26 protein-coding genes, 3 tRNA genes and 1 pseudogene are annotated in these 23,918 nt (G+C 58.4%); 22 read left to right on the top strand and 8 right to left on the bottom strand.

Annotated features, from left to right (window positions below):
• Positions 1-22: 22 nt before the first annotated feature.
• Entirely contained in the window at positions 23-1,213 is a 1,191-nt protein-coding gene (locus tag ACM5SV_RS18715) for a cystathionine beta-lyase (RefSeq protein ID WP_222015777.1), read from the bottom strand.
• A gap of 361 nt (positions 1,214-1,574) precedes the next feature.
• On the opposite strand from ACM5SV_RS18715, the gene ACM5SV_RS18710 reads away from it, so the two are divergent.
• From ACM5SV_RS18710 to ACM5SV_RS18695, 4 genes are all read left to right on the top strand, one after another.
• On the top strand, positions 1,575-2,600 hold the full coding sequence (locus ACM5SV_RS18710; protein ID WP_003559026.1) for an amino acid ABC transporter substrate-binding protein: 1,026 nt from the start codon (positions 1,575-1,577) through the stop codon (positions 2,598-2,600).
• Between the two features lie 103 nt (positions 2,601-2,703).
• Positions 2,704-3,906: an amino acid ABC transporter permease gene (locus ACM5SV_RS18705; RefSeq protein WP_222015775.1), complete on the top strand. Its 1,203-nt coding sequence runs from the start codon at positions 2,704-2,706 to the stop codon at positions 3,904-3,906.
• Between the two features lies 1 nt (position 3,907).
• Positions 3,908-5,062, top strand: coding sequence for an amino acid ABC transporter permease (locus ACM5SV_RS18700; RefSeq protein ID WP_017993971.1), 1,155 nt, complete (start codon positions 3,908-3,910; stop codon positions 5,060-5,062).
• Positions 5,063-5,097: 35 nt separating this feature from the next.
• Positions 5,098-5,871, top strand: a complete 774-nt coding sequence (locus ACM5SV_RS18695) for an amino acid ABC transporter ATP-binding protein (RefSeq protein ID WP_012757299.1) — start codon at positions 5,098-5,100, stop codon at positions 5,869-5,871.
• Between the two features lie 58 nt (positions 5,872-5,929).
• Here ACM5SV_RS18695 and ACM5SV_RS18690 read toward each other — a convergent pair whose 3' ends face one another.
• Positions 5,930-6,580, bottom strand: a complete 651-nt coding sequence (locus ACM5SV_RS18690; protein WP_026157340.1) for a hypothetical protein — start codon at positions 6,578-6,580, stop codon at positions 5,930-5,932.
• A 504-nt stretch (positions 6,581-7,084) separates the two neighbouring features.
• Between ACM5SV_RS18690 and ACM5SV_RS18685 the strand changes: the two genes are divergently transcribed.
• Positions 7,085-7,534, top strand: a complete 450-nt coding sequence (locus ACM5SV_RS18685; protein ID WP_017993969.1) for a DUF3597 domain-containing protein — start codon at positions 7,085-7,087, stop codon at positions 7,532-7,534.
• Between the two features lie 162 nt (positions 7,535-7,696).
• Positions 7,697-8,008 (top strand): hypothetical protein, encoded by a 312-nt coding sequence (locus ACM5SV_RS18680; protein ID WP_012757296.1) that lies wholly within the window; start codon positions 7,697-7,699, stop codon positions 8,006-8,008.
• A gap of 116 nt (positions 8,009-8,124) precedes the next feature.
• Here the strand turns inward: ACM5SV_RS18680 and ACM5SV_RS18675 are convergent, their stop codons facing one another.
• The gene (locus ACM5SV_RS18675; protein ID WP_003559012.1) at positions 8,125-8,304 is read right to left on the bottom strand and encodes a hypothetical protein; all 180 of its coding nucleotides are present in this window, start codon (positions 8,302-8,304) and stop codon (positions 8,125-8,127) included.
• Positions 8,305-8,317: 13 nt separating this feature from the next.
• Here ACM5SV_RS18675 and ACM5SV_RS18670 point away from each other — a divergent pair, with 13 nt between their 5' ends.
• From ACM5SV_RS18670 to ACM5SV_RS18655, 4 genes are all read left to right on the top strand, one after another.
• Positions 8,318-8,584, top strand: coding sequence for a hypothetical protein (locus tag ACM5SV_RS18670; protein WP_017993968.1), 267 nt, complete (start codon positions 8,318-8,320; stop codon positions 8,582-8,584).
• 125 nt (positions 8,585-8,709) lie between these two features.
• Positions 8,710-9,000, top strand: coding sequence for a DUF982 domain-containing protein (locus ACM5SV_RS18665; RefSeq protein ID WP_017993967.1), 291 nt, complete (start codon positions 8,710-8,712; stop codon positions 8,998-9,000).
• A gap of 291 nt (positions 9,001-9,291) precedes the next feature.
• A complete protein-coding gene (locus tag ACM5SV_RS18660) occupies positions 9,292-9,624 on the top strand; it encodes a hypothetical protein (RefSeq protein ID WP_012757294.1) in 333 nt (110 codons plus the stop codon).
• 80 nt (positions 9,625-9,704) lie between these two features.
• Positions 9,705-10,160 (top strand): Imm50 family immunity protein, encoded by a 456-nt coding sequence (locus ACM5SV_RS18655; protein WP_222015773.1) that lies wholly within the window; start codon positions 9,705-9,707, stop codon positions 10,158-10,160.
• Positions 10,161-10,185: 25 nt separating this feature from the next.
• Here ACM5SV_RS18655 and ACM5SV_RS18650 read toward each other — a convergent pair whose 3' ends face one another.
• Positions 10,186-11,025, bottom strand: coding sequence for an isocitrate lyase/PEP mutase family protein (locus ACM5SV_RS18650; protein WP_017993966.1), 840 nt, complete (start codon positions 11,023-11,025; stop codon positions 10,186-10,188).
• A 655-nt stretch (positions 11,026-11,680) separates the two neighbouring features.
• Here ACM5SV_RS18650 and ACM5SV_RS18645 point away from each other — a divergent pair.
• Positions 11,681-13,987 (top strand): choice-of-anchor Q domain-containing protein, encoded by a 2,307-nt coding sequence (locus ACM5SV_RS18645; protein WP_419425345.1) that lies wholly within the window; start codon positions 11,681-11,683, stop codon positions 13,985-13,987.
• A gap of 130 nt (positions 13,988-14,117) precedes the next feature.
• On the opposite strand, the pseudogene ACM5SV_RS18640 reads toward ACM5SV_RS18645, so the two are convergent.
• The 3 genes and pseudogenes from ACM5SV_RS18640 to ACM5SV_RS18630 all read right to left on the bottom strand — a co-directional run.
• Positions 14,118-14,336 (bottom strand): annotated as a pseudogene (locus ACM5SV_RS18640) (ATP-binding protein); the annotation flags it as partial.
• A 449-nt stretch (positions 14,337-14,785) separates the two neighbouring features.
• Positions 14,786-14,862 (bottom strand) — tRNA-Arg (locus ACM5SV_RS18635).
• A 57-nt stretch (positions 14,863-14,919) separates the two neighbouring features.
• Entirely contained in the window at positions 14,920-15,225 is a 306-nt protein-coding gene (locus ACM5SV_RS18630) for an ETC complex I subunit (protein WP_003539138.1), read from the bottom strand.
• Positions 15,226-15,850: 625 nt separating this feature from the next.
• Here ACM5SV_RS18630 and ACM5SV_RS18625 point away from each other — a divergent pair.
• The 8 genes from ACM5SV_RS18625 to ACM5SV_RS18590 all read left to right on the top strand — a co-directional run bounded on the left by ACM5SV_RS18625 (position 15,851) and on the right by ACM5SV_RS18590 (position 22,336).
• Positions 15,851-15,927 (top strand) — tRNA-Pro (locus ACM5SV_RS18625).
• A 92-nt stretch (positions 15,928-16,019) separates the two neighbouring features.
• Positions 16,020-17,594: a DUF6538 domain-containing protein gene (locus ACM5SV_RS18620; protein WP_130753810.1), complete on the top strand. Its 1,575-nt coding sequence runs from the start codon at positions 16,020-16,022 to the stop codon at positions 17,592-17,594.
• 2 nt (positions 17,595-17,596) lie between these two features.
• The gene (locus tag ACM5SV_RS18615) at positions 17,597-18,190 is read left to right on the top strand and encodes a hypothetical protein (protein ID WP_130753808.1); all 594 of its coding nucleotides are present in this window, start codon (positions 17,597-17,599) and stop codon (positions 18,188-18,190) included.
• A gap of 90 nt (positions 18,191-18,280) precedes the next feature.
• Positions 18,281-19,513: a phage portal protein gene (locus ACM5SV_RS18610; protein WP_130753806.1), complete on the top strand. Its 1,233-nt coding sequence runs from the start codon at positions 18,281-18,283 to the stop codon at positions 19,511-19,513.
• On the top strand, positions 19,510-19,857 hold the full coding sequence (locus tag ACM5SV_RS18605; RefSeq protein WP_130753804.1) for a gene transfer agent family protein: 348 nt from the start codon (positions 19,510-19,512) through the stop codon (positions 19,855-19,857). The genes ACM5SV_RS18610 and ACM5SV_RS18605 overlap by 4 nt, the downstream gene beginning before the upstream one ends.
• Positions 19,854-21,386, top strand: coding sequence for a phage major capsid protein (locus tag ACM5SV_RS18600; RefSeq protein ID WP_222015770.1), 1,533 nt, complete (start codon positions 19,854-19,856; stop codon positions 21,384-21,386). The genes ACM5SV_RS18605 and ACM5SV_RS18600 overlap by 4 nt, the downstream gene beginning before the upstream one ends.
• A 3-nt stretch (positions 21,387-21,389) precedes the next feature.
• A complete protein-coding gene (locus tag ACM5SV_RS18595) occupies positions 21,390-21,986 on the top strand; it encodes a hypothetical protein (protein WP_222015769.1) in 597 nt (198 codons plus the stop codon).
• Complete coding sequence (locus ACM5SV_RS18590) at positions 21,983-22,336, top strand: HNH endonuclease signature motif containing protein (RefSeq protein WP_222015767.1); 354 nt, start codon at positions 21,983-21,985, stop codon at positions 22,334-22,336. Before ACM5SV_RS18595 ends, ACM5SV_RS18590 begins: the two co-directional genes overlap by 4 nt.
• Positions 22,337-22,381: 45 nt before the next feature.
• Here ACM5SV_RS18590 and ACM5SV_RS18585 read toward each other — a convergent pair.
• Positions 22,382-22,455 (bottom strand) — tRNA-Thr (locus ACM5SV_RS18585).
• A 97-nt stretch (positions 22,456-22,552) separates the two neighbouring features.
• On the opposite strand from ACM5SV_RS18585, the gene ACM5SV_RS18580 reads away from it, so the two are divergent.
• The 3 genes from ACM5SV_RS18580 to ACM5SV_RS18570 are packed head-to-tail and all read left to right on the top strand — an operon-like array spanning position 22,553 to position 23,913.
• Positions 22,553-23,218 (top strand): hypothetical protein, encoded by a 666-nt coding sequence (locus tag ACM5SV_RS18580; protein ID WP_222015765.1) that lies wholly within the window; start codon positions 22,553-22,555, stop codon positions 23,216-23,218.
• On the top strand, positions 23,218-23,466 hold the full coding sequence (locus ACM5SV_RS18575) for a hypothetical protein (protein WP_222015763.1): 249 nt from the start codon (positions 23,218-23,220) through the stop codon (positions 23,464-23,466). Before ACM5SV_RS18580 ends, ACM5SV_RS18575 begins: the two co-directional genes overlap by 1 nt.
• On the top strand, positions 23,467-23,913 hold the full coding sequence (locus ACM5SV_RS18570; RefSeq protein ID WP_222015761.1) for a hypothetical protein: 447 nt from the start codon (positions 23,467-23,469) through the stop codon (positions 23,911-23,913). It begins immediately after the preceding gene.
• Positions 23,914-23,918 lie beyond the last annotated feature (5 nt).

Below are 23,918 nucleotides of genomic sequence, written 5' to 3'. Positions count from 1 at the left end.
AGCGACGACAAAGCTTGTCTGATCAGACCGCGCTTGCCGCCGCAAAACCCCGTTCGATATCGGCCTTCAGATCGACCACGTCCTCGATGCCGATCTGCAGGCGGATGACCGGACCATCCGTGGGCGCCTTGGCGACCTTGCGATCGTTGAGATAGGCATGCAGAGCGAGGCTTTCAAAGCCACCCCAGGAATAGCCGAGACCGAAAATCCTGAGGGCGTCGAGGAAGGCATGCGCCTTTGCTCTTGATTTCTCGGGGCCGTCGGCGGCCAGCACGAAGGAAAAGATGCCGCTGGCGCCTTTGAAATCGCGCTTCCAGAGATGATGAGAGGGAAAACTCGGCAGAGCCGGATGCAGCACGCGGGCGACATCCTCCCTGCCCTCCAGCCATTCCGCAATATCAAGCGCGCTTTCATAATGCCGCTCGAGGCGCAGGCCCATGGTGCGCAATCCGCGCAGAATCTGATAGGCATCATCGGGTGCGCCGCAGATGCCGAGCACGCCGTTTGCCTCCTTCAGCCGCTCCCAGTGCTCGGCATTGGCCGAAACCGTTCCGAGCAGGATGTCGGAATGGCCGGACGGATATTTCGTCGATGCATGGATCGAGATGTCGACGCCGTGATCGAGCGGCCTGAAATAGAGCGGCGTCGCCCAGGTATTATCCATCATGACGACGGCGCCGTGGCGGTGCGCGACCGCCGAGATCGCCGGAATATCCTGCATCTCGAAGGTGTTGGAGCCGGGAGCCTCGGTGTGAACGAGCTTCGTGTTCGGCCGGAACAGCGTCTCGATGCCGGCGCCGATCGCCGGATCGTAATATTCCACCTCGACGCCGAGGCGCTTCAGCATCGTGTCGCAGAAATGGCGCGTCGGGCCATAGACCGAGTCGACCACCAGCGCATGATCGCCGACCGCGACGAAACCTAGGAACGGAATGGTGACGGCCGCAAGGCCCGAGGGCACGAGGATCGTTCCGGCCGAGCCTTCGAGTGCGTCGATCGCCTCGCAGAGCGCATCCGTCGTCGGGGTGCCGCGCGTTCCGTAGGTGTATTTCTGCGTGCGCGTCTCCATCGCCCGGGCGTTCGGAAACAACACCGTCGAGGCATGCACGACCGGCGGATTGATGAAGCCGTGATAGTCGAAAGGATCGTTGCCAATATGGGTCAGGCGGGTGTTGATGCCGGCATTCTGCAGCAAGCTGTCTTTGTCTTTCATGTCGGGAATAGCCTTTGCGAGGGGTCGCGAAACCTGACTTTTGGACGCCCGGCCGTTTCGGGTCAACCCCTTGAAGATCGGTTGCAGGCGACGGTCCGAAATGATGGAAATTTCGTTTTTCGCGTTATTTTTCCGCAACTGGACGCCTATTTCCTAGCCAACCGCCCATGAATGCAGCGCTATCTGCCAAAATGTTGCATTTCGCCGCAATTATTAGGCGCGACACTTGACCATAGTGACATTTGCGACTGTGATAGGGTCACTCGCGCCGGGAGGGTGTCGAGACAAATGGGGAGGCGGCACGGATTGTCGGCACGCACTCTCCACAAGAAAAGATAAGACAACGGAAAAGGTTGGGAAAATGAAAAATAAGCTCCTGTCCGCCGCCATCGGCGCAGCAGTTTTGGCAGTTGGCGCCTCGGCTGCCTCCGCCACCACTCTCTCAGACGTCAAGGCAAAGGGTTTCGTTCAGTGCGGCGTCAATACCGGCCTTACCGGCTTTGCCGCACCTGACGCTTCCGGCAATTGGGCCGGCTTCGACGTCGACTTCTGCAAGGCCGTCGCTTCGGCCGTGTTCGGCGACCCCACCAAGGTCAAGTACACGCCGACAAATGCGAAGGAACGCTTCACCGCTCTGCAGTCCGGCGAAATCGACGTCCTCTCGCGCAATACGACCTGGACGATCAATCGCGACACCGCACTCGGCTTCAACTTCCGTCCTGTCACCTATTATGACGGCCAGGGGTTCATGGTTCGCAAGGGCCTGAATGTGAAGTCGGCTCTCGAACTCTCCGGCGCCGCAATCTGCGTGCAGTCGGGCACGACCACGGAGCTGAACCTCGCCGATTACTTCAAGACGAACAATCTGCAGTACAATCCGGTCGTCTTCGAAAATCTTCCTGAGGTCAACGCGGCCTACGACGCCGGTCGTTGCGACGTTTACACGACCGACCAATCCGGTCTCTATTCGTTGCGTCTGACGCTGAAAAATCCCGACGAACACGTCATCCTTCCCGAGATCATCTCCAAGGAGCCGCTTGGCCCGGCCGTCCGTCAGGGTGATGATCAGTGGTTCGATATCGTTTCCTGGACAGCTTATGCGCTGATCAATGCCGAAGAGTTCGGCATCACCCAGGCAAATGTCGACGAGATGAAAAACTCGCCGAACCCGGATATCAAGCGCTTCCTCGGCAGCGAGACCGACACCAAGATTGGTACTGATCTCGGCCTGACCAATGATTGGGCCGCCAACGTCATCAAGGGCGTCGGCAATTATGGCGAAATCTTCGAGCGCAACATCGGCCAGGGTAGCCCGCTCAAGATCGCACGCGGCTTGAATGCTCTCTGGAACAAGGGCGGCATCCAGTACGCACCGCCGGTTCGTTAATCGAGCTTTGACATGAAATCCCGGGAAGGCGGCCAAGCCGCCCTCCCATCTTCCAAAAAGCAAAAAGAAAGCCCGAAAACGGGCACAAGGGGATTGGCGCGGCATGACGCATGAGGCTGTGGATACGACACCTTTGCATGGCACCGGCTGGAGTTTCCGGTCGGCAATGTACGACCCGAAATACCGGAGCATATTTTTCCAGGTTCTAACAATTGTTATTCTCGTGGGCTTTGTGTGGTGGGTGGCCCACAACACGGCCGTGAACCTTGCCCGCAGCAATACGGCATCGGGTTTCGGCTTTCTTCGCGGTCGCGCCGGTTTCGAAATCGGCCAGTCGCTGATCGGCTTTTCAAGTGACTCGACTTATGCGCGCGCACTTGTCGTCGGCATTCTGAATACCTTGCTGGTGGCGGTGACCGGTATTTTCACGGCGACCGTCATCGGCTTCCTGATCGGGATCGGCCGGCTGTCGCGCAATTGGCTGATTGCCAAGCTCTGCACGGTCTATGTCGAGGTTTTCCGCAACATTCCGCCGCTGCTCGTCATCTTTTTCTGGTATCTCGGCGTTCTCTCCGTCTTGCCGCAGCCGCGCGAGTCGGTGGGGCTGCCGTTCAGCATGTACCTCAACAATAGAGGACTAGCCTTCCCGAAGCCAATCTTCGAGACAGGCATGATAGCGGTCGGCATCGCCCTGCTGATTGCGATTGTCGCGACCATCATCATCGCGCGCTGGGCCCACAAACGCCAAGCCGCCACCGGCCAGCCGTTCCACACCGTATGGACGGCGATCGCGCTGATCGTCGGCTTGCCATTGCTGGTCTTCGTTGTCTCTGGCTTTCCGCTCACCTTCGACGTTCCGGTTGCCGGAAAATTCAACCTCACGGGCGGCTCCGTCGTCGGCCCCGAATTCATGTCGCTGTTTCTCGCTCTGTCCTTCTATACCGCCTCGTTCATCGCCGAGATCGTTCGTGGCGGCATTCGCGGCGTTGCAAAGGGACAATCCGAGGCCGCCGGCGCGCTGGGGCTGCATCCGTCGAGCGTGACGAGACTTGTCGTGGTGCCGCAGGCGCTGCGCATCATTATCCCGCCGCTGACGAGCCAGTACCTGAACCTGACCAAGAACTCCTCGCTCGCCATCGCGATCGGTTTCTCGGATCTCGTTGCCGTCGGTGGCACGATCCTCAATCAGAGCGGTCAAGCGATCGAGATCGTCTGCATCTGGGGTATCGTCTATCTCAGCTTGAGTATTCTCACGTCGCTGTTCATGAATTGGTTCAATGCCAAGATGGCACTGGTGGAGAGATAAGATGTCGGTCGCCGATAAACCCTTCGTCAGAACGTCCATCCTAGCCGCCGAACCGCCGCCCCCCGGCGAGAGGGGAGCCGTCGCCTGGATACGTCGCAATCTCCTGGCAACTCCGAAGGACGTGATCCTCACGATCCTGGCTCTTGCGCTGATCACATGGGCCGTGCCGCATCTCGTCAACTGGCTGTTCATCCAGGCCGTATGGTCCGGGCCGGACCGCACATTCTGCGCGACGACGATCCAGGGCGGCATCCAGCCGGACGGCTGGAGTGGCGCATGCTGGGCTTTCATCAGCGCCAAGTACGATCAGTTCATCTTCGGCCGCTATCCGCTCGGTGAGCGTTGGAGGCCAGCGATCGTCGGGATCCTGTTCATTCTGCTGCTGGTTCCGATGTTGATCCCGTCGGCGCCGCGCAAGGGCCTGAACGCCATTCTTCTCTTCGCCGTCCTGCCGGTCATCGCCTTCTGGCTTCTTCACGGCGGCTTTGGCCTCGAAGTGGTGGAGACTCCGCTCTGGGGCGGGTTGATGGTGACGCTCGTGCTGTCCTTTGTCGGTATTGCCGTCTCCCTACCCGTCGGCATTCTGCTTGCGCTGGGACGCCGCTCGAAGATGCCGGTCATCCGGATGCTCTGCGTTACCTTCATCGAGGTCATTCGAGGCGTTCCGCTGATCACCGTTCTGTTCATGGCAAGTGTCATGCTGCCGCTCTTCCTTCCCACAGGCTGGAACGTGGACAAACTGCTGCGGGCGCTGATCGGTGTGTCGATCTTCACGTCGGCCTATATGGCTGAAGTGATCCGCGGCGGCCTTCAGGCGATCCCGAAGGGACAGTTCGAAGGCGCCGATTCGCTCGGCCTCGGCTATTGGCAGAAGACCCGGCTGATCATCATGCCGCAGGCCATCAAGCTGGTCATCCCGAGCATCGTGAACACCTTCATCGGAACGTTCAAGGACACGTCGCTGGTCACCATTATCGGCATGTTCGATCTGCTTGGCATCGTCAAGCTGAACTTCTCCGATGCCAACTGGGCAAGCGCCGTCACGCCGATCACGGGCCTGATCTTCGCGGGCTTCATCTTCTGGCTGTTCTGCTTCGGCATGTCGCGCTATTCAGGTTTCATGGAACGCCATCTCGATACCGGCCACAAACGATAAGAACGCTACAACGATAAGAATGAGGGAAAATAGTCATGGCTGAAGCTCCAGCGAAAAAGCTTACCGTTTCCGCAACGGAAGTGGCGGTCGAGATCGTCAACATGAACAAGTGGTACGGCGATTTCCACGTGCTGCGCGACATCAACCTGAAGGTCATGCGCGGCGAGCGCATCGTCATTGCCGGCCCGTCGGGTTCGGGCAAGTCAACGATGATCCGCTGCATCAACCGCCTTGAAGAGCATCAGAAAGGCAAGATCGTCGTCGACGGCACCGAACTCACCAACGATCTGAAAAAGATCGACGAGGTGCGGCGCGAAGTCGGCATGGTGTTCCAGCACTTCAACCTCTTCCCGCATCTGACGATCCTCGAAAACTGCACACTGGCGCCGATCTGGGTGCGCAAGATGCCGAAGAAGCAGGCCGAGGAAGTGGCCATGCATTTTCTGAAGCGGGTCAAGATTCCGGAGCAGGCCAATAAATATCCGGGACAGCTTTCCGGCGGCCAGCAGCAGCGCGTGGCGATCGCCCGGTCGCTGTGCATGAACCCGAAGATCATGTTGTTCGACGAGCCGACCTCGGCACTCGATCCCGAAATGATCAAGGAAGTGCTCGACACCATGGTGGGTCTTGCCGAGGAAGGCATGACCATGCTCTGCGTCACGCATGAAATGGGCTTTGCCCGCCAGGTCGCCAACCGCGTTATCTTCATGGACCAGGGCCAGATCGTCGAGCAGAATTCGCCGGCCGAGTTCTTCGACAATCCGCAGCACGAACGCACAAAGCTGTTCCTCAGCCAGATCCTGCATTAAATCGAAGCGTCCTTTGAAAAGACCCGCCGCACCTTCCGGTTCGGCGGGTCTTTTGCGTTCAGCGGGAAGCTGTTGCCTGCAGCAGACTGCAGAGACCGGCAAGACCGGAATCGGAGCCGCCTGAACCGGAGATATCAGCGCAACGGACGAGCATCTTGCGCTGCTCATTGACGGGCCTCGCCCGGAAGGCCTCCAGGGTGCGGATCTGCGACGCGCTGAGGCTGCGCTCAGCCGCGGGTCTGCCGTTGCTGCCTGCCCCATCTACCCTGCCGATGGCGAGATCGGCATCGACGCCATTACCGCTGCCGACCGAGGCCGTGGCGTTGGCATCGAGCCCATCAGAACCGCCGGCGCGTGCATTGAGATCGGCATTGACGCCGCGCCCACCACCGATCCTGGCGTTGGCGTCTGCGTCGAGACCATTGCTGCCGCCGGCGCTGGCATTGACAGCGGCATCGATGCCTCGGCCACTACCGGCATTGGCGGTCGCATCGGCATTGACGCCATTCGAGCCGCCAGCGGAAACATTGGCATCGGCGCTGATGCCGCTCCCGCCGCCAATCGAAGCCCCGACATCGGCGCTGACGGCATTGCCTGCATTTACCGACACACCGACATCGAGCGCACGCGCATCGCCTGCCGGCATGGCAAGGAGGGCGCAGGCGGATGCGAGCACTGCAAAGGAGAGTCTATTGTGGTTATGGGTCATGTTTTCCTCCGTTTCCATTCCGCCGAGCGATCTGCCCGGCAGTCGAAAATCGAGGAACGCGCGTACCTTCGATCGATCGGACGCCTGCAACTACAGGACGTCCATGGCAAGGCAACGTGGAGAGATGACGAAGGTTTCACGAGACGGCGCGGCAAGTCGGTTCGGGGGCGTGCGATGATGTTTTACGGTTATTGGAATACGAATTATCTGACAGACTGTGCCAAAAGCAAACATATCTCGCAGCGCCTGGAGAGCCGACGGAGTATTTCCACCCCCATTGGACCAGGAAACTTAGAGCCAGCAAGCAAATCTCAGTTCGCGATACGATTGGCCGTGATTGATCCATTTGCAGCGTTTTCGTGTAGATCGACTACACCCTTCCCCCGAATTGACTTTTCCACCTCCGATTTAGATTGCTAAAAATAACTCCCCTTCCGTCTGGATATATCAGGCGGGAAGTCCATGTTTCAGCTTGTTCTCATCTGATGGAACTGGAGGTTTAGAATGGGCATTTTCGACAAGATCAAACATGCAATCTTCGGAGAGGCGAAAGCAGCCGAACCCGTTGCTGCCGGCGCGCCGAAGACAGAGCCGGCGCAAGCGCCTGCCTCACCGTCGGCTGCCCCCAGTCCGGCGCCTGCGGCCTCTGCTCCGCAGAGCAAGCCGGTCCCCACGGCCACCGCGCCAGGCACAGCCACAGTCGATATCGTCCCGATCCTTGACGCTGCCGTGAAGAAGAGCGGCCAGAAACTCGACTGGCGCCGCTCGATCGTAGACCTGATGAAAGCCGTCGGGATGGATGCCAGCCTCACCGAGCGCAAGGAACTTGCCGCCGAACTCGGCTATACCGGCGACACCAACGATTCCGCAAAAATGAACATGTGGCTGCACAAGGCGCTGATGAAGCGGCTTTCGGAAAACGGCGGCAAGGTACCGGCCGACCTCCTGGATTGATCGATGACGGATAGCTGCCGCCATTTCTGTGGCGGCAGCTGTGCGGGTAACGTCTCGGGCAGATGCGGACGCCGGAACAGGGCGTCCACTTGCCTGCAGGCACTGGAACCAATAACGTTCGGCTCGATACTTCGATAATCGATCAGGGGAGAATTAAATCCGATGAGATTGATGGCAGTCGTTGGTGTTGCACTTAGCCTTGCCTGTATTTCGGCCGCAGAATCTCCTTCAAACTATCAATCCTATAGCGGCATTCGGGTCGACACCGACCCGGTCCTCCTGGCTCGATACGACAAGGCACTGCAACGCTGCGTGCCGGAGGCAAGCTCATGGCGACGAGGCTCGCCGGACCCGCGAAGCCTGCATTACAATGCGGCTCTCAGAAATTGCCTCTATAGGCGCAGCTTCGTCGACAGAGGCGTCTACGCCTATCCCATCCCCCAGATCTACTTCGAACATTTCCTGGATCGCTGAGAAGAGCCGTGCCCTTCAGAAGCCTATCAAACAAAAACCCCGCCATTTTGGCGGGGCTGTCTTCAATCGCGACCTCTGCATAGTTCCTTAAATCGGAAAGACGCGCGGCGCTATAGTCAGCGTTTGCCGCCAGCTGGCGGCCGACCCTTGCCCGCCGGGCGATTGCCGCTTCCGGACGAGGTCTTGGCGTCATTGCCCTGACCGAAGTTGGTGCCGCCGAGATGGCCGCCGCCGCTGGTATTGGCAACCTGGCGCTGCGCTTTGCGCAACAGTGCCTCTGCATTGGTCTTGCTCATGAAATTCTCCTCAATGGCTGGAAAACCCAGCCGGAATGCCGCCACTGACATCCGCGGTCAAAGACCGAAGGCATATCAGGCAGCGGCGATGGTGTTGGCGGAGGCTTGCGTCAATCAAAGAATTGACTGCATTCATGACGATTCCCCCTCAACCGGCATGACAATCACCCTCCGGCTGCTGCCGGACGGCGCAGAAATCGATTTTGAAAGGAAAGATCAGCTGGGACGCCGGGGCGCAAACCAAGCTCGACAAGCAATTTCGATAGATGAATCAATATGACGGCAATGTGTTTAAAACAAGTTCCCGGCTTCCTGCCTGGAGAAGCGTTGCCGACTGCTTTGCCGATTCATAGAAGATAATCATCCTGGGGCGTCAGTTGGAACGCTTCTTGCAAAGTTACTAATATGTTTATGATGCAAGGACCAAATGTAATGAATCGGTACACATCGCATCAGTTTCCCGCGCTGAGGATCCTCATGAGCGGCCAGGAAAAATACAGCATCGTCAGAACCCTCGGAGATGCAGCCACCATGCTCATTTCCGAATGGCCGGGCGATGATGGCGAGGAGTACGTCGTGGCGGTCAGGACATGCCTCGACGCCATCCGCGGCACGACGCCGCCAAACGCCGCACGGGAAGCGCTGATGAGAGCGGCGGATGAAGCCGGCATCCGTTACCTCTCAGTCGTTCACTGAGATCGCTCAAGCAGATTCCAGAGAAGAATTTGCGGAAACGCTCGAGCAGTGCAAATCCGCCGCTCGAACAGATAGGGGCACCGCGTTCCTGAGCTTTAACGAATAATGGAACGACTGCCGAATTCGAGCCGCGCACATCTTCCTGGCTTCGCCATTTCAAGCGCGTTTGATGCAAGGCATTTCTGCCTTCTGATCGGCCTTCGCAATTTCGCAGATGGTCTATCCCGCGTCACACGAATCGAAATAAACATCAAACGTCGATCAATGGGTCATCAAAGGAATAATATAATAATGCGCGCTGGTATCGTGACAGTATTGATTGCCATGGGATTGCTGACTGCCTGCACGCCAACGCGTCAGGAGTATGATTCTTTCGTCACACTAACGCAGGGCAGTGCAAGAGCGAGAAATGAAGCAGTCAATATTTGCGTGAAGAGCTTCGATGCAAACGCCCGTCACAATGCTGGTCTTGTGACAAACGCTTCGGACAAAGATGCTCCGCGGGTTGCCTGCAGCCGGCTTCTCGCAGCGATGATTTCTGGTCGCGCCACCTATGACGATTTCGTTGACATCAAAAGCCACAGGTTCACACCGAAGCTGATCAAAATTTTTCAAGGTCGCTAAACAGGCTTGCGGTGTCAGGCTCGCAGGCCGGCGACAGATGGCTATCTGTATGCCATCACCAATCTGCCGTGTGAGATGAGATGACCTACGAGAAGATAGCCGGAGGTCCGGAACTGCTGGCGTGGTTCGGCCAGAAGCCGACCCTTCATGACGCGGAAATTTTGAGCCTCACACTCAATCGCACCGGCATCTGCGAGCTGAAGATACACGGCTGGATTTGCACCGATGCCGTTGATCAAGATGGATACCGCATCCTTGACAAGCACGCAGTCGTCACCTTCGCCTTCGAAGATATCATGGACCTGCAGCTGGACGGCTTCAGCCACCAGAACGTGATCAATGGTCCCATCCTCCGCTACGCAACAGATCGTGGCCGAGCCGGCTACTATGCCCTGCCAAAAGGACCGGAAGACATCGAAATCGAACTCCAGCCCTGTTACGGGTTGGATGGTTTCATCCGCGCGAAAAAAGTCGTCGTGACGTTCCGTCCGGGACGGCCTGCTGCAGACAGACCAACTGCCGCAGCGGTCCCTTGAGGAAACCTTTGCTTCTCGGCCCAACTCATAGCCTGTCCCGCCGCTTCTCCCGTGACATCAGTTGGCTGGCGAATGCAGCGGAGAGCGCGTCGTCGGCATATTCAAACGTACCGGCTGTTTTGACCTCCATAGCGGCGCGCATCAACGCACCCAGCGCTGCCCGCGCGAAAGAGCCGCCGACGCTCACGCGCCGTACTCCGGCGCTCGACAGTTCGGCAACCGAGTATTTTCGCCCTTTCAAACCCATGACCACGTTGACTGGCTTGTCCACGGCCCCACAAACGGTTCTGATTGCCTCGATATCAGGCAAGCCGGGGGCGTAAAGCACATCTGCCCCGGCGGCCGAAAATGCTTGCAGCCGTTCGATGGTGTCCTCCAGATCGGGTCTCTCCCAAAGATAATTCTCCGCCCGCGCAGTGAGAAGGAAAGGTAGACCGCGTGCAGCCTCCGCGGCAGCATGGATGCGCTCAACGGCCTGCGATAGGTCGTAGATCGGGGCAGCAGGATTGCCTGTTGCGTCTTCGATTGATCCGCCGACAAGTCCGGTTTCGCAGGCCAGGCGGACGGTTTCCGCACAGATTTCTGGCGACGCACCGAAGCCATCTTCAAGGTCGGCAGACACAGGAAGATCAACAGCGCCAACGATCTCGGCGGCGTTCTCAAGGACCTCATCCCGTCCAAGGCTCGCAAATGAATCCAATTTGCCTTTGGAAAAGGCGTAACCCGCGCTGGTAGTCGCAAGCGCCTCGAAGCCAAGGCTCGCGAGCAGGCGAGCCGAACCGGCGTCCCATGGGTTCGGGATGACAAAAGCCCTGTCGCCCTGGTGAAGCGCCTTCAGTCGCTCAAACTTGCCCCTTTGATCCATAAGGCCTCCCCTCGCCCGTCGCGGAAGGTGAGCCTAGCACCACAGGAACGAAATGTGAACACGCTCCGCGAACTTGCTTTGGAGAGAATAGCGACGATGGCTCTTGAGGCGCCTTTCAGTCAGTCTCACGCTCCTGGACCAGGCATCAGTCCGCAGCCAAAGTATAGTCACACCGCATGCCCGATGGTCTCGGCGGGAACGCGGTGGCGCTTGAAATGCTGGGCAATGGGTTGGTCGAATCGATACTGTCGACCTCCCATTACCACCTCGACCAGCACCAATCGTAAGGCGATGCTGCCCAAAATTGCCGAATTCAGAAAAAAATGTCGATTCCGCATTTGGCGGGAGCAATCCAGCCACGCGCATCAGGTTTTTCTAAAGTTTTCAATGGACGCATGTCGCTCTGGTTGCAGAAAGAATAACTCGCGGCAGGCGAGATATTAATACCGCCACATTTTGGGCGACTCGAAATTCACCAAATATTTCAAAACGTAACTTTGGATCGATTCGGATATTGTGGCAGCAATAAGGCTATGCTTCTCAAGCACTTACTGTTGCGTTGCTGTTGCGCCCTCCAAAATGTCGCCCTATAACCTGCCGCCGTAAAGCAGGATTAACCACAAATATTAACGGGCGGGGGTTGAGGAACAAGACCATGACAACATACTACGTAGCGACAACTGGCAGCAACGGCGGCAACGGCAGCACCTCCTCTCCCTTTCGCACGATCAGCGAGGCGATGTCGGCGAACCTTAAGCCCGGCGACGAGGTCGTGGTGAAGGCGGGGACCTACAACGAAGCTATTAACTTCGACAAAGACGGCTCGGCGGCAGCCGACATCACGCTGCGCTCGGAAGTGCCCGGCGGGGCGCTGATCCGGCCGCCCGCGGGCTCGTGGAACGCGATCAGCGTCAACGCCAACTACGTGACAATCGACGGCTTTGACATCGGCGGCGCCAAAGGCGACGGCATCGAAGCGAACAACGTCCACCACATCTCAGTTCTCAACAACAAGGTCCACGGCAGCGGCGAGTCCGGCATCCAGTTCAACCAGTCGGACTTCATCAAAATCGAAGGGAACGAGACCTACAATAACGCATCGACGGGCTGGTTCTCGGGCATCTCGATCTACGAGAACCGGAACATCACCGGCGATACTTCGACGGAGGGCTACCGGACGATCGTGCGGAACAACATCTCGCACGACAACGTCACGAAGTCGGGTGCGCACACCGATGGCAACGGCATCATCATCGACGATTTCCAGAGCACGCAGGCGAGCGGTCATCCGAACTACACGTTCAAGACCCTGGTCGAGAACAACCTCGTCTACCAGAACGGCGGCAAAGGCATCCAGGTTACCTGGAGCGACTCCGTCACGGTGAAAAACAACACCGCATACCACAACAATCAGGACCCGGCGAATAGTGGTACCTGGCGCGGCGAGCTCAGCAATTCGGCGTCGAGCAACAACACCTGGGTCAACAACATCGCCGTGGCGGACCCATCGCTGAACAAGAACAACACCGCGATCGATAACACGTCGACCGACAGCTACAAGAACACTAACGTCGTCTGGGCCAACAACATCACCTACAACGGCACGGCCGGCCAGGCCTCGGTCAAGACCGACGGCGGCAACGCGATGCCGAGCGCGGCGAACGGCAACCAGCTCGGCGTCGACCCGAAATTCTCGGGGGCAGCGAGCGATAACTTCCACCTCGGCTCCGGCTCGCTGGCGATCGACCACGGAACCAACAAGTACGGCGTCGCCTCGGACGATCTGGACGGCCACGCTCGCGTCGTTGGAACTGTCGATGTCGGTGCCTACGAATCGAGCTCCAGCGCAGCACCGGGAACGCCAACTACGCCGACGCAACCGGGAACGCCAACCACGCCGACGCAACCGGGAACGCCAACCACGCCGACGCAACCGGGAACGCCAACCACACCGACACAACCGGGAACGCCAACCACGCCGACGAAGGAATTCGTCGGGACCAACGGCAACGACATCATGCCACACACCGGCCAGTCCAACGGCGGCAACGAAACCTTCAAGGGTCTCGGCGGTAGTGACGTGTTGAAGGGCGGCGCCGGCGCGGACGTGCTCGACGGCGGCACTGGCAACGACACGGCCAGCTATGCGGGCTCCACCGCGGTCAACGTCAACTTGGCGACTAAGGCCGCATCGGGCGGGCAAGCCACCGGTGACAAGATCGCCGGCATCGAAAACTTGACGGGCTCCAGCTACAACGACGTGCTGACCGGCGGCAATGGCGGCAGCAACGTTCTCAATGGCGGGGCTGGCGCGGACAAGCTCAGCGGCGGCGCCGGCGGGGACGTCATCAATGGTGGTACCGGACAGGACACGGCGGGCTATGCGGGCTCCGGCGGGGTCAACGTCAACTTGGCGACTGGGGCCGCATCGGGCGGGCATGCTACCGGCGACAAGTTCGTCAGCATCGAAAACTTGACTGGCTCCAGCTACAACGACGTGCTGACCGGCAATAGCGGCAGCAACGTTCTCGATGGCGGGGCCGGCGCGGACAAGCTGAACGGCGGCGCCGGCACGGACGTCATCATCGGTGGTGCCGGCAAGGACATCATGACCGGTGGCGTCAGCGCGGATACGTTTGTCTTCAAAGCACCGACGGAAATCGGGTCCGGCTCGAACCGCGACGTCATCACCGACTTCCAGCACGGCGTCGATAAGATGGACTTCTCGGCGATAGATGCGAATGGCTCTGCGCAGGGCAATGGAACCTTCCATTTCCTGGCGCAGGAGGATGCCTCTTTCGACCACAAGGCTGGCGCGCTCGCTTGGCACTATGAAGACAAGGCTGGATCCGCGAACGACGCTACCGTTATCCAGGGCGACCTGAACGGCGACGGCGTTCGTGATTTCGAGGTTCAGATGAAGGGCCTCGTCCACCTGGGGACAGGCGATTTTCTTCTGTAGCCGTACCCGTTGTGGCGGTCGTCCGATCGCCACAACAATCGTGCCAACAATCCGGAGATATGTCGACGCCGGAGGAGTAAAAACCAGCCACGCGGCGCGCAATCTGCGCGCCGCGATTTTTCGACAGGTGTCAGCCGGCCTTTCGGGCGCGGCTTTGCGCGAGGCGATAGCTGTCGCCGTTCATCTCGAGGATGTTGCGTGGTGGGTGATGCGGTCCAGCAAAGCGCCGGTCAGGCGCTCGAATCCCAAGGTCTCCGTCCATTTCGTCGAACGGAAGGTTGCCGGTGATCAAAGTGGCGCCGCGTTTCTAGCGTTGCGAGATAAGTTCGAACAATAATTCCGCACCGGTATAGAGCGCCGTGCGTCCTTTCGGACGCACGGCGCTCTAACTCTTTGAATCTACGCATCGTGCTTTAGCGGCGAGTCCTCCGTTTCCAGAAGCAGTTGTGCGGCTGCACGCTGCTGATCGTCGACGAACTTGGAGAGCGGTACGAAGCCCACTAATCAGCGAGATGATGGAGGCCCGTGACGGTTCGGTCGCGCAAAGGACCGGCCGCTGCGCGACCGGACTCAATCCTTCTAGCTAAAGCATGTCGCGCAAAAGTGCGCAGCGGTTTTGCGACAACGACATGCGCGAAAACAGAGACCTAAAGCGCGAGGAGCGAAAGATCGCGACGCGCTTTAGGGACGCCCGTCCGGCCGCCGTACGCGGGATTGGCCGGACGGCGGTCAATGTGAGCGCCGCGTGACCAGGCCCCTTCGGGCTGGTCACGCGGCGGCTTCAAGTCATTGGATTTGTGGCGACCCCTGCAGGAATCGAACCTGCGACAACCTGCTTAGAAGGCAGGTGCTCTATCCAGCTGAGCTAAGGGGCCGTCTGTTGGCCGCGTCTCACGAGCGCGACCGGATGCGGCATATCTGGACGAGAAATCTCAGTGCGTCCAGGGCTGCGTGCGGGTATAGCGGAAATTGTCGGGATAGGCGACAACCTGGCGGACCGGATCCTTCGGTGCGATGACGCGGTATTCGATGCCGTTGCGCTGGGCATAGGCTTCGGCGAGTTCCTGCGTTTCGAAGGTGAGCTTCACCTGCTGGCGCATATCGCCCGACGAGGTATAGCCCATGATCGGATCGATCTTGCGCGCCGACTCCTGATCGTATTCAAGCACCCAAAGATGGGTCTTGGCCTTGCCGGACTGCATGGCGGTCTTGGCTGGACGATAGATCTTGGCAGACATGACTGCAGCGTCTCCGACTATGCGGGCAGCGCCCGCCTTTCATGATCTCAATCCCGTTGCCGGCCCGTACCGGACCTTTTGCATCATCGTTGAGGATAACGCAAAGAGATGAATTTTGCTTAGCCGCGAATCCCCGCTTTTTCAAGAAAAAAGGCGGTGAAGGACGCCGCTGCCGACTCCGTTTGCATGTCGAGGGGATGCCGGCCCCGCCTCCCCTTCAAATCCGGGGATTGCCGGCCGGATTTCGCAATATTACCGCTTGTCTCACCTTGTGATCACAACCTGATTGCCGCTGCCTTCCCTCGGCACTAGTTTACGGCTCAATCGATTTCAGTGGATTTGCACGCATGATGAGACGTTCGGCGGAGTTCAATGCCATTGTGATAGGTGCTGGCATCACAGCTTTCTTCTACCTTGCCATCAGCTACGCCCAATATATCGGCCTGCTCGCCCGCGGCTAAGGCCGATCCGTCCCGACGTCCATTGCGCCTCGCCGGCAAATTGACGGCACATCCGAGATTATTCTAACTGCATCCACAGGCTGGCGAGAAAATCTCCAGCCTGTGCTGGATTTATGGGTTGCGACGGGGAGGTGAACCGTGTATCTCCCCTGCCATTCACGGCACGGAGTGTAGCGCAGCCTGGTAGCGCATCTGGTTTGGGACCAGAGGGTCGGGAGTTCGAATCTCTCCACTCCGACCATCGCTTGACCCTGAAAACGCTGAAGAAGCTGATTTTCATGGGTTTTCGGCCAACTTTCTGTTACAATTCTCGTAACAAAACGGAAGTTGGAAATGCCCGCAAAACACCGACACCTTCTCAATCGCGACGGCCGATATTTCGCACGAATCGTTGTCCCGAAAGACCTTCGCCCTTTCCTTGAAAATAAAACTGAGCTTCGCGAACCGCTTGGCGCGGATCGTAGGACGGCAGTCGCTCGCCTTCATACAGCGCTCGCCGTCCTCCAATCGAAGATTGCCGTCGCGAAACAACGTGCTCAAATCCGGAAGGGCGAACCGGTCACAGTGGGCCGCTATCCGCTTCCTTTCGATCAGATCGCATTGCGCAACTATAACGAACGCCTAGCCTTTGACGAGGAACTCCGAAATTCCGGCCCCCGATGGGCGAGCGTGGGGATCGACGACTTGCACGTCGCTTTGTTGCGAGATGGCATCGCTGGAAAGCTCAATGACGTGGCACTTGAGCGGCTCGTGGGCGAGAGGATCGAACGATATCGCCGCCTCGGCAATACGACCGTCATCAACGGTAGCGACGAATGGCGCACCTTGGCGCGGGCGTTGTGCATGTCAGAACTGGAAGCGCTCGCCCGCGTGGCCGAACGGGATGAAGGTGACTTCACCGGCAAGCCCGACAACCCCATCCTTGCCAAGGCCGTTGAGGTTGACGAAGTGGCTGCCGACGTGAAGGAGGCAGAATTTAACAACCTTACCTTCGAATCCGTCATTCAAGAGAAAGAGCGCCTCACGGCAATGGGGTTAGGCGGGCGGCAGAAGTCCGCCTCGACGCTGGAAAAGTATCGCAACACCGTCCATGATTTCGAGCACCATCGCCGCAGTAAAAAAATCGCAACTGTCACCCTTGAGGAAGGGGAATCATGGCGGAACGCGATGCTCGCCACCGGCAAGCTCTCAAGAAAGACAGTCAGCGACAAGCTCGCGACGATCCGGGCAATTCTCGGTTGGGGGCAGGATCAATGCAGAGGCAAGCTCTATCCGGAGACACCCAAGGGAACACCGTTCGATTTCCTAGAAATGCCGACCGTCGTCAAAGGCGACAGTGCAGACCGCACTTACACCTTGAAGGACGCGCGACACCTGCTCACGACCGCCCGAACAGCCTCCCGCACAAGCAACCGTTGGATACCTTGGATAATCGCGCACACTGGTGCGCGCGTGAACGAAATCACTGTTCTTGAGAAAGCCGATATAACAGAGGTCGAGGGGCATTGGTTTATCAATATCCGGGCCGAAGGCGAGCGCACGACGAAGACGCATAAAGGTCGCAAGGTGCCTATTCACCGTGCCCTCATTAAAGAGGGCTTTGTTGAGTGGGTTAATGCGCGGCCGGAAGGCAAGCTTTTTCCAGGCGGCCAGAACGAAGACCAGCGCATTCGCGAATGGATCAAAGAGAATGTCTTTCCGGGCCGCGAGAACATGCCACCGCCGAACCACGGTTTCCGGCATCTTTTCGAAGACGCGCTATTTGCTGGCGTGAGTGAAAAGGCCGCGCTTTACATAACCGGGCGCTCTTCCGGTTCGTCTGCCGATGACTACGGCGGTAGCGAGTTGCGTCTGCTTGAAATCGCAGCGCAAATGGACAAGGTGCGCAGCATTGTTGACGGGAGGTAGACTTGGATAATCCCTACTGGCACCCCTATTATAAGCCGCACGCGATCGACTTCGATGAGGTGCGCGATCTTTGTTTTGATGCCTATTCCATCATTGCGGCAAGTCACGCAATAGCCGGCCTGCCCGGCGATGAGGTAGGCGGGCCTCTCCATGAATACTTTCTGCGCACCGCTGAAGCTCGTCTATCTGATTGCCTTCTAACGATCGCCGTTCGAATGCGAACGTTTGAAGATATCCTGTCCGATGAAGCTAAAAGTGAATACGACAAAGTGGTTCTGGAGCATACCGGGAATGGCGAGCTTGGCTCTATTGGATGGAATGACAGTTCTGACAGAGTTGATCTTACGTTTCGCGAGGCCTGCAACAAAATAATCCACACGAAAGATTTTCGGCCTACATATGACAACGATTCAAATGACCGGGAGGAAAATTACGCTTGGGGTATGACTGGCATCGTTGAGTTGATGGGAAAATTCGGGAAACGCGAGTGGGATGTTTGGCTAACTGCCGAAGAGTTTCTATCCGCTTGCCTGCACATCGCAAATGTTGTGGATCCGCTTCCAACTGAGGACGAGGAGACCGCAGAAAGAGAATAATATCCTATATAGGAAAATTTTCATTTTAGGGATTCACACTGGATTCCGAGCATGAGACAATAGTTCCCAGATTGAATTTGGGAACAAAGAATGAACATTGCCTTTGCTATTTCTAAGACTGCGAGGGCTTTCGGCTTTCGACAAGAACAGAAGGCGTATTCCCTCAATAGCCCTGACTTCGCCGACTTGGTCGGCGTTCGCCCTACTTACTCTAGCGTGAACATCGGTGGGCAGTCGGCGCTTTATGTCCCGGCTGTTCTTCAAGCTGTCCGGCTGATCTCCGAAACTGTTGGTTCTCTTCCTTGCAAAGCCTATCGGGAAACTGCAGGCGGCAAGGAACTAGCAAAGGCTCATTCGGCCTACCGGATCGTCCACAAACGGGCGAACGAATGGACCGGTGCGGGCGACCTGCGCACTCGCCTCACCGCCGACGCACTTTTGCGCGGCAATGGATATGCAAAGGTGGTCCGCTTCGAAGACGGACGCCCATTTGAGCTTCATCGTCTGAAGCCCGGCAAGGTCACGGTTCTTGAGGATGATGTCACGGGCGCCCCCGTCTATCGAGTCTCCGAAGCGACCGGCACCCGCGATTATCCCCACACCGAAATTCTTCATCTCCCGTCCTTCCTCGCAACCTCGCCGATTTCCTTTGGCAAGGAAGGTATCGGGCTCGCTTCCATCCTTGAGCGCCATGGTGCGCAGTTCTTCGGTTCCGGCGCACGCCCGACCGGCATCATTTCCAACGACAAGCCTCAGGGCGGCGAAGCCGGCGCGCAAGCAGTAGGCAATATCCGTAAGTCCTTCCGTGAGTGGCAGAAGGGTGGTTCCGGTGATCCGCTCATCCTTGATGCCGGTTGGAAGTATGACCAGCCCGCAATGACTTCGACCGATGCGCAGTTCCTTGAGCATCGGCTTGAACAGGTCCGCGAAATCGCCCGTATCTTCGGCGTCCCGCCGACCATGCTTTTCGAGCTTACGCGCGGAACGTGGTCGAACACCGAACAGATGGGCGCGCAGTTCCTTCAGCTCTGCCTTCGCCCCTGGCTGGACCGCTGGACGGACGCCATGACGACCGTGCTGCTCAGCGAAGATGAACAGGACACCCACTATTTCGAATTTGTGACCGACGACCTCATGCGCGCCGATGCAGCCAGCCGCACCGCGAACATGACCGCGCTCGTGACAAACCGCATTATGACCCCGAACGAAGTCCGGGCGATCCTCAACCTTCAGCCGCTTCCGGGTGGAGATGAACTCACAAATCCCCACACGACTAGCAGCGCGGCACCGACGACCCCGGAACCGCCGAGGGAACCCGCATGATCGAATACCGCGCCTTTTTCGGTGACGGCGAAAAGACCTTCGCCTTCCCTACCCGCGAACTTATCGAAGAACTGGAGCGGAAGACCGGTTTCGGCATCGGCGCGCTGTTCCGGCGCTTCAGTGCTTCAGACTATTCCCTTTCAGACGTTCTTCAGACCATCCGGCTCGGCCTTATCGGCGGCGGGATCACGCCCGCTGAGGCTGACCAGTTCGTGACCATCTACGGCGTGGGGCGTCCACTCGCTGAAGTCTTCCGTGTTGCGGATGGCGTTATTACGGCTCTGTTCTTCGGCAGCGAGGAACCCCAGGACGACCTTCGGCAGGCCGCGCAGGTGGCCGAATGAGCGAACGCCTCGAAATTAAGGCCGCGCTCACGGTTGACGACGCTGGCACAATCACCGGGATTGCGTGGCCGTTCGGTTCCCCGGATCGCGTCGGCGACGTGATCGAAAAGGGCGCATTCGCCACGCCGGAAGTCCTGCCGATGCTGTTCGCCCATGATCAGGCGCAGGTCATCGGCGTTTGGGACCAGATCGAAGAAACTCCGGATGGCCTCACCGTCAAAGGCCGCTTGCTCGTGGACGACGTTGAACGCGCCCGCGAAGTCCGCGCCATGATTCGCACGAAGGCTGTTTCCGGTTTGTCCATCGGCTTCCGCACGAAGACGGCAAAGCCCCGCCAGCGCGGGCGCACCATCACAGCCCTCTACCTTCACGAAATCTCAGTTGTCGCCGTTCCCAGCCATCCCGGCGCTCAAATCACGTCAGTTAAGGCCGCCGATGGCGCGGCAGAACACAAGGAACTCAAGTTGGAAAACGAAGAACTCGAAATGAAGAATGATCCGGTGATCTCGCCGGAAGACCTGAAGGCCCTCAAGGCTGACATTGCGACGATCAAGGCGAAGCTCAACCGCCCGACCGCTGCGAACAACAACCATCCGGCGGCGGCAAACGACAACGACATTGAAAAGAAGGCATTCGCCGACTTCCTTCGCGGTGACGATCTCGACCGCAAGGCCCTGACCGTTGCCAACGATGCACCTGGTTACGTCCTCGCCCCGGAAGAAACCAGCGGCGAATTCATCCGCAACCTTGTCGAATTCTCGCCGGTTCGCGGTATCGCCGAAGTTCGCTCGACCGGCTCGCATACCATCATCCTGCCGAAGCGTCTCACCGTGACGAATGCGAAGTGGAAGGGCGAAGCCGTCACTTCTGAGGCGTCTGAACCGACGTTCGACCAGATGGAATTTTCCGTCAAGGAAGCAACCACGCATGTTGACGTCGGCAACTGGCTGATGGAAGACGCTAGCCACGACGTTGAAGCCGAGATCCGGCTTGCCCTCGCCGAAGACTTCGGCGCCAAGGAAGGGTTGGCGTTCGTCAACGGTAGCACCGCTGTCGAGCCGAAGGGCTTCATGGCTGAAGCTGGCATCGGCAATTTCCTGAACGGCCACGCAACGAACCTTTCCGCCGACGCCCTTATCAAGCTCATGTATTCGCTGCCGGGCGTCTATCGGAACCGGGGAACATGGGCCATGAACGGCACGACGCTCGCCGTCATCCGCACGCTGAAGGACGGCAATGGGAACTATCTCTGGCAGCCGTCGTATCAGGCAGGCCAGCCCGAAACGATCCTTGGCCGGCCGGTTATCGAGCTGCTCGACATGCCGGACGTGGCCGCGAACGCCTTCCCGATCATCTTCGGCGACTTCAAGGCCGGCTATCGTATCTATGACCGCATTGAGCTTCAGGTTCGCCCGAACCCGTATCTGCTCGCGACCGAAGGCATGATCCGCTTCCATGCTCGCCGTCGTGTCGGCGCCGGCGTCGTGCGCACCGACGTCTTCCGCAAGCTGAAGATGGCAACGGCCTAAGCCATGACTTATCAGCGGCCCGCATATGAGGAAGTGACGATCGCGCACGGTGGCAGCACCGTGACGCTTCGCCCTTCCTTGCGGGCCGCTATGACCCTTGAGGCCCGTCACGGCTTTCCGGCCCTGTATCGCGCGCTGGACGACCTCAATCTGACGATCATTTCTGAAATCATCCTTACGGGTTCCATCAACCGGCAGGATGCGGCGGCTTTCCTATTCTCCCAATCTGGAAAGCCGCTCTTCCCTTTCTTCGTCGCCGTGCGCCAGCCCCTCGCCGAATTGATCTCTATGTTGACTCCGGCACCCTATCCGAAGGCGCAAGCATCGTCCGGGAAACCGCTGACATGGGCTGAAGCCTACACAGCGCTTTATGAGTATGCGACCGGCTGGCTTGGTTGGACGCCTGACACCGCTTGGAACGCAACCCCAACCGAAATCGACCGCGCTTATGCCGCTCATATTGATCGGCTCGAAACGACGGGCGTGCTTGTCCGCGATAAGCAGCCGGCCACCCACGATCCAGTTGAAGAAATCACCGAAGAGCAAGCCCGGGCCGGCCTCGCTAAGCTGAAGGCAAACGCCAAGCGAGGCAAGCAATGAGCAAGCCGCCCCGCATCTGCTCTTGTGGCCGCGTCGTGCCGCATGATGAAATCTGTGAATGTCGCCGATCAGTGACACGCGAGCGCAATCGCCGTCATGATGCACGTCGCCCTTCAGCGCGCGCCCGTGGTTATGACCACGAATGGCGCAAAGCTCGCCTGGACTACCTCGCCATGCATCCGCATTGCCGCGAATGCAGCAAGAGCGGCATCACCCGGCTTGCGACCGTGGTTGACCACGTCATTCCGCACCGTGGCGACAAGAACCTCTTTTGGCACCGCGCCAACTGGCAGCCGCTTTGCGCGCCTTGCCACAACTCAATCAAGCAACGGCAGGAGCGAACAACTTGATTATCATCATGAAACGGCGAAGGGCGCCACAAGGGCGCCCTTCCAATCTCCCGGCGGGACTCGAACCTGCAACCTCCAGTTTACTAGACCGGCGCTCTATCCAGTTGAGCTACGAAAGGTCAACACATCGAAGAATGGTGTGCGTCAGTCGTTTTGTCAAGGAGGCTCATACCCCAGGAGAACACGTCTCGCATCCGGCGCCAACTGGCAGCCGCTTTGCGCGCATTGGCACAACTCAATCAAGCAAAGCCACGAAAGGAATATGAAGTGAACTCGCTTTACGAGTCCGCAAACCTAACCGAAACCGTCCTGATCGCATGCCCGGCTGATGTCTGGACACTGGTTGCCGAAGATCATCAGAACGTCTTCATTCAGAACCAGCAGAACAAGGCTCTGAAAATCCACTTCAGTTCCGTTGAGGAACCGGCGGTGGACACCGAAGCCTTCATTATCTCGCAGGACTACAACCCACTGGAAAAGGTCTTCCGGTTTCATGAGCAAACCCGGACGAAGGTTTGGGTTATGCCGGTGAAGCAGGAGGCCGTCAAAGCGGTCGTCGTCCGGCAGCTTTCCCCCGTCATGGGTGAACCGCTGCGCATGGTGACATACGATGTTGCAGCATACACCTTGCGGTCGATCGATCAGGCACAACTGCTCAACTTCCCGCAAGGATGCCTTGTCACCGTTCCCGAAGGTCTTCCGCTCGACTTCTATTGCACGCTTCGCCAAGCAGGTGCCGGCCAGATTGAAATTGTCGCTGCGTCGGGCGTCACAGTCGAAGAAATCGACGGATACATGAAATCCGAAAAGCGCCTTGCTTTGGTTTCGCTGGCTCGCCTCCCGGACGGCAAGTTCCAGCTCACCGGAAGGACGGCAGCGTGATGGAGAAGATCACGCTTGCGCCCGGTGTCTGGACCCGCATCCATGCAACCGATTGCTTTCAATCGCGGTCCAATCGATCCGGCATCCGTGTTCACTACGGCGTCGATGAACCTGCCCCTGACACCGATCTCTATTTCGTCACGCAGGAATACGACGTGAAGCCGTTCGGCCTTATCCCCGATCGCGGCAGCATGAACGTCTACCTCATGCCGGATGACGATCAGCCCGTTGATGTCGTGGTGCTCTAGATGACGCCCGCCGAACGTGCTCGCCAGATCGACAAGCAGGAGTTTGAAACGGAGTGCAAAGCTGCTCGTGACCGCGCCCTTGCCTACGCCAATCACTGCCGGCAGCGTGAACAGCAGCGAGTGCAAACCTGGATTGGCGTCACGAAGAATGTCGTCAACAAGGTCAACCAACTTCAGTTTTCAGACCGTGCGCACCGCCATACCGTGAACGGCGAAAGCAAGACGTTGGTTGAATGGGCCAATGTTCTCGGCATCACGCCTAAAGCACTGCTTCGTCGTCGGCGTAGGCTCGGCTCGATGGAAGCAGCCGTCGCCTTCCAACCGGCTGGTCGTTGGGCAAAGCGCCCTGCCCCGGGGGTATCCTCGAACTTTGCCCCTTCAAAGGGGACCGGCGCGGGGAGCACCGCGCAAGAGACGCCGAAAATAACTTTTTCAGAAAAGGCCTAATCGCA

The organism is Rhizobium sp. CRRU65 (genome assembly GCF_048551595.1).
Classification (GTDB): domain Bacteria; phylum Pseudomonadota; class Alphaproteobacteria; order Rhizobiales; family Rhizobiaceae; genus Rhizobium; species Rhizobium leguminosarum_J.
This window is presented reverse-complemented; position numbering and strand designations above follow the sequence as displayed.

What these genes read in the sequence shown, in the direction of transcription:
- ACM5SV_RS18650 (WP_017993966.1), bottom strand. Translation starts at nt 11,025, where the DNA reads ATGGATCAAAGGGGCAAGTTTGAGCGACTGAAGGCGCTTCACCAGGGC.
- ACM5SV_RS18710 (WP_003559026.1), top strand. Translation starts at nt 1,575, where the DNA reads ATGAAAAATAAGCTCCTGTCCGCCGCCATCGGCGCAGCAGTTTTGGCA.
- ACM5SV_RS18645 (WP_419425345.1), top strand. Translation starts at nt 11,681, where the DNA reads ATGACAACATACTACGTAGCGACAACTGGCAGCAACGGCGGCAACGGC.
- ACM5SV_RS18715 (WP_222015777.1), bottom strand. Translation starts at nt 1,213, where the DNA reads ATGAAAGACAAAGACAGCTTGCTGCAGAATGCCGGCATCAACACCCGC.
- ACM5SV_RS18570 (WP_222015761.1), top strand. Translation starts at nt 23,467, where the DNA reads ATGACGCCCGCCGAACGTGCTCGCCAGATCGACAAGCAGGAGTTTGAA.
- ACM5SV_RS18705 (WP_222015775.1), top strand. Translation starts at nt 2,704, where the DNA reads ATGACGCATGAGGCTGTGGATACGACACCTTTGCATGGCACCGGCTGG.
- ACM5SV_RS18660 (WP_012757294.1), top strand. Translation starts at nt 9,292, where the DNA reads ATGCGCGCTGGTATCGTGACAGTATTGATTGCCATGGGATTGCTGACT.
- ACM5SV_RS18690 (WP_026157340.1), bottom strand. Translation starts at nt 6,580, where the DNA reads ATGACCCATAACCACAATAGACTCTCCTTTGCAGTGCTCGCATCCGCC.
- ACM5SV_RS18670 (WP_017993968.1), top strand. Translation starts at nt 8,318, where the DNA reads ATGGCTGGAAAACCCAGCCGGAATGCCGCCACTGACATCCGCGGTCAA.
- ACM5SV_RS18600 (WP_222015770.1), top strand. Translation starts at nt 19,854, where the DNA reads ATGAGCGAACGCCTCGAAATTAAGGCCGCGCTCACGGTTGACGACGCT.
- ACM5SV_RS18700 (WP_017993971.1), top strand. Translation starts at nt 3,908, where the DNA reads ATGTCGGTCGCCGATAAACCCTTCGTCAGAACGTCCATCCTAGCCGCC.
- ACM5SV_RS18680 (WP_012757296.1), top strand. Translation starts at nt 7,697, where the DNA reads ATGAGATTGATGGCAGTCGTTGGTGTTGCACTTAGCCTTGCCTGTATT.
- ACM5SV_RS18590 (WP_222015767.1), top strand. Translation starts at nt 21,983, where the DNA reads ATGAGCAAGCCGCCCCGCATCTGCTCTTGTGGCCGCGTCGTGCCGCAT.
- ACM5SV_RS18605 (WP_130753804.1), top strand. Translation starts at nt 19,510, where the DNA reads ATGATCGAATACCGCGCCTTTTTCGGTGACGGCGAAAAGACCTTCGCC.
- ACM5SV_RS18630 (WP_003539138.1), bottom strand. Translation starts at nt 15,225, where the DNA reads ATGTCTGCCAAGATCTATCGTCCAGCCAAGACCGCCATGCAGTCCGGC.
- ACM5SV_RS18665 (WP_017993967.1), top strand. Translation starts at nt 8,710, where the DNA reads ATGTTTATGATGCAAGGACCAAATGTAATGAATCGGTACACATCGCAT.
- ACM5SV_RS18685 (WP_017993969.1), top strand. Translation starts at nt 7,085, where the DNA reads ATGGGCATTTTCGACAAGATCAAACATGCAATCTTCGGAGAGGCGAAA.
- ACM5SV_RS18675 (WP_003559012.1), bottom strand. Translation starts at nt 8,304, where the DNA reads ATGAGCAAGACCAATGCAGAGGCACTGTTGCGCAAAGCGCAGCGCCAG.
- ACM5SV_RS18655 (WP_222015773.1), top strand. Translation starts at nt 9,705, where the DNA reads ATGACCTACGAGAAGATAGCCGGAGGTCCGGAACTGCTGGCGTGGTTC.
- ACM5SV_RS18610 (WP_130753806.1), top strand. Translation starts at nt 18,281, where the DNA reads ATGAACATTGCCTTTGCTATTTCTAAGACTGCGAGGGCTTTCGGCTTT.
- ACM5SV_RS18575 (WP_222015763.1), top strand. Translation starts at nt 23,218, where the DNA reads ATGGAGAAGATCACGCTTGCGCCCGGTGTCTGGACCCGCATCCATGCA.
- ACM5SV_RS18695 (WP_012757299.1), top strand. Translation starts at nt 5,098, where the DNA reads ATGGCTGAAGCTCCAGCGAAAAAGCTTACCGTTTCCGCAACGGAAGTG.
- ACM5SV_RS18620 (WP_130753810.1), top strand. Translation starts at nt 16,020, where the DNA reads ATGCCCGCAAAACACCGACACCTTCTCAATCGCGACGGCCGATATTTC.
- ACM5SV_RS18595 (WP_222015769.1), top strand. Translation starts at nt 21,390, where the DNA reads ATGACTTATCAGCGGCCCGCATATGAGGAAGTGACGATCGCGCACGGT.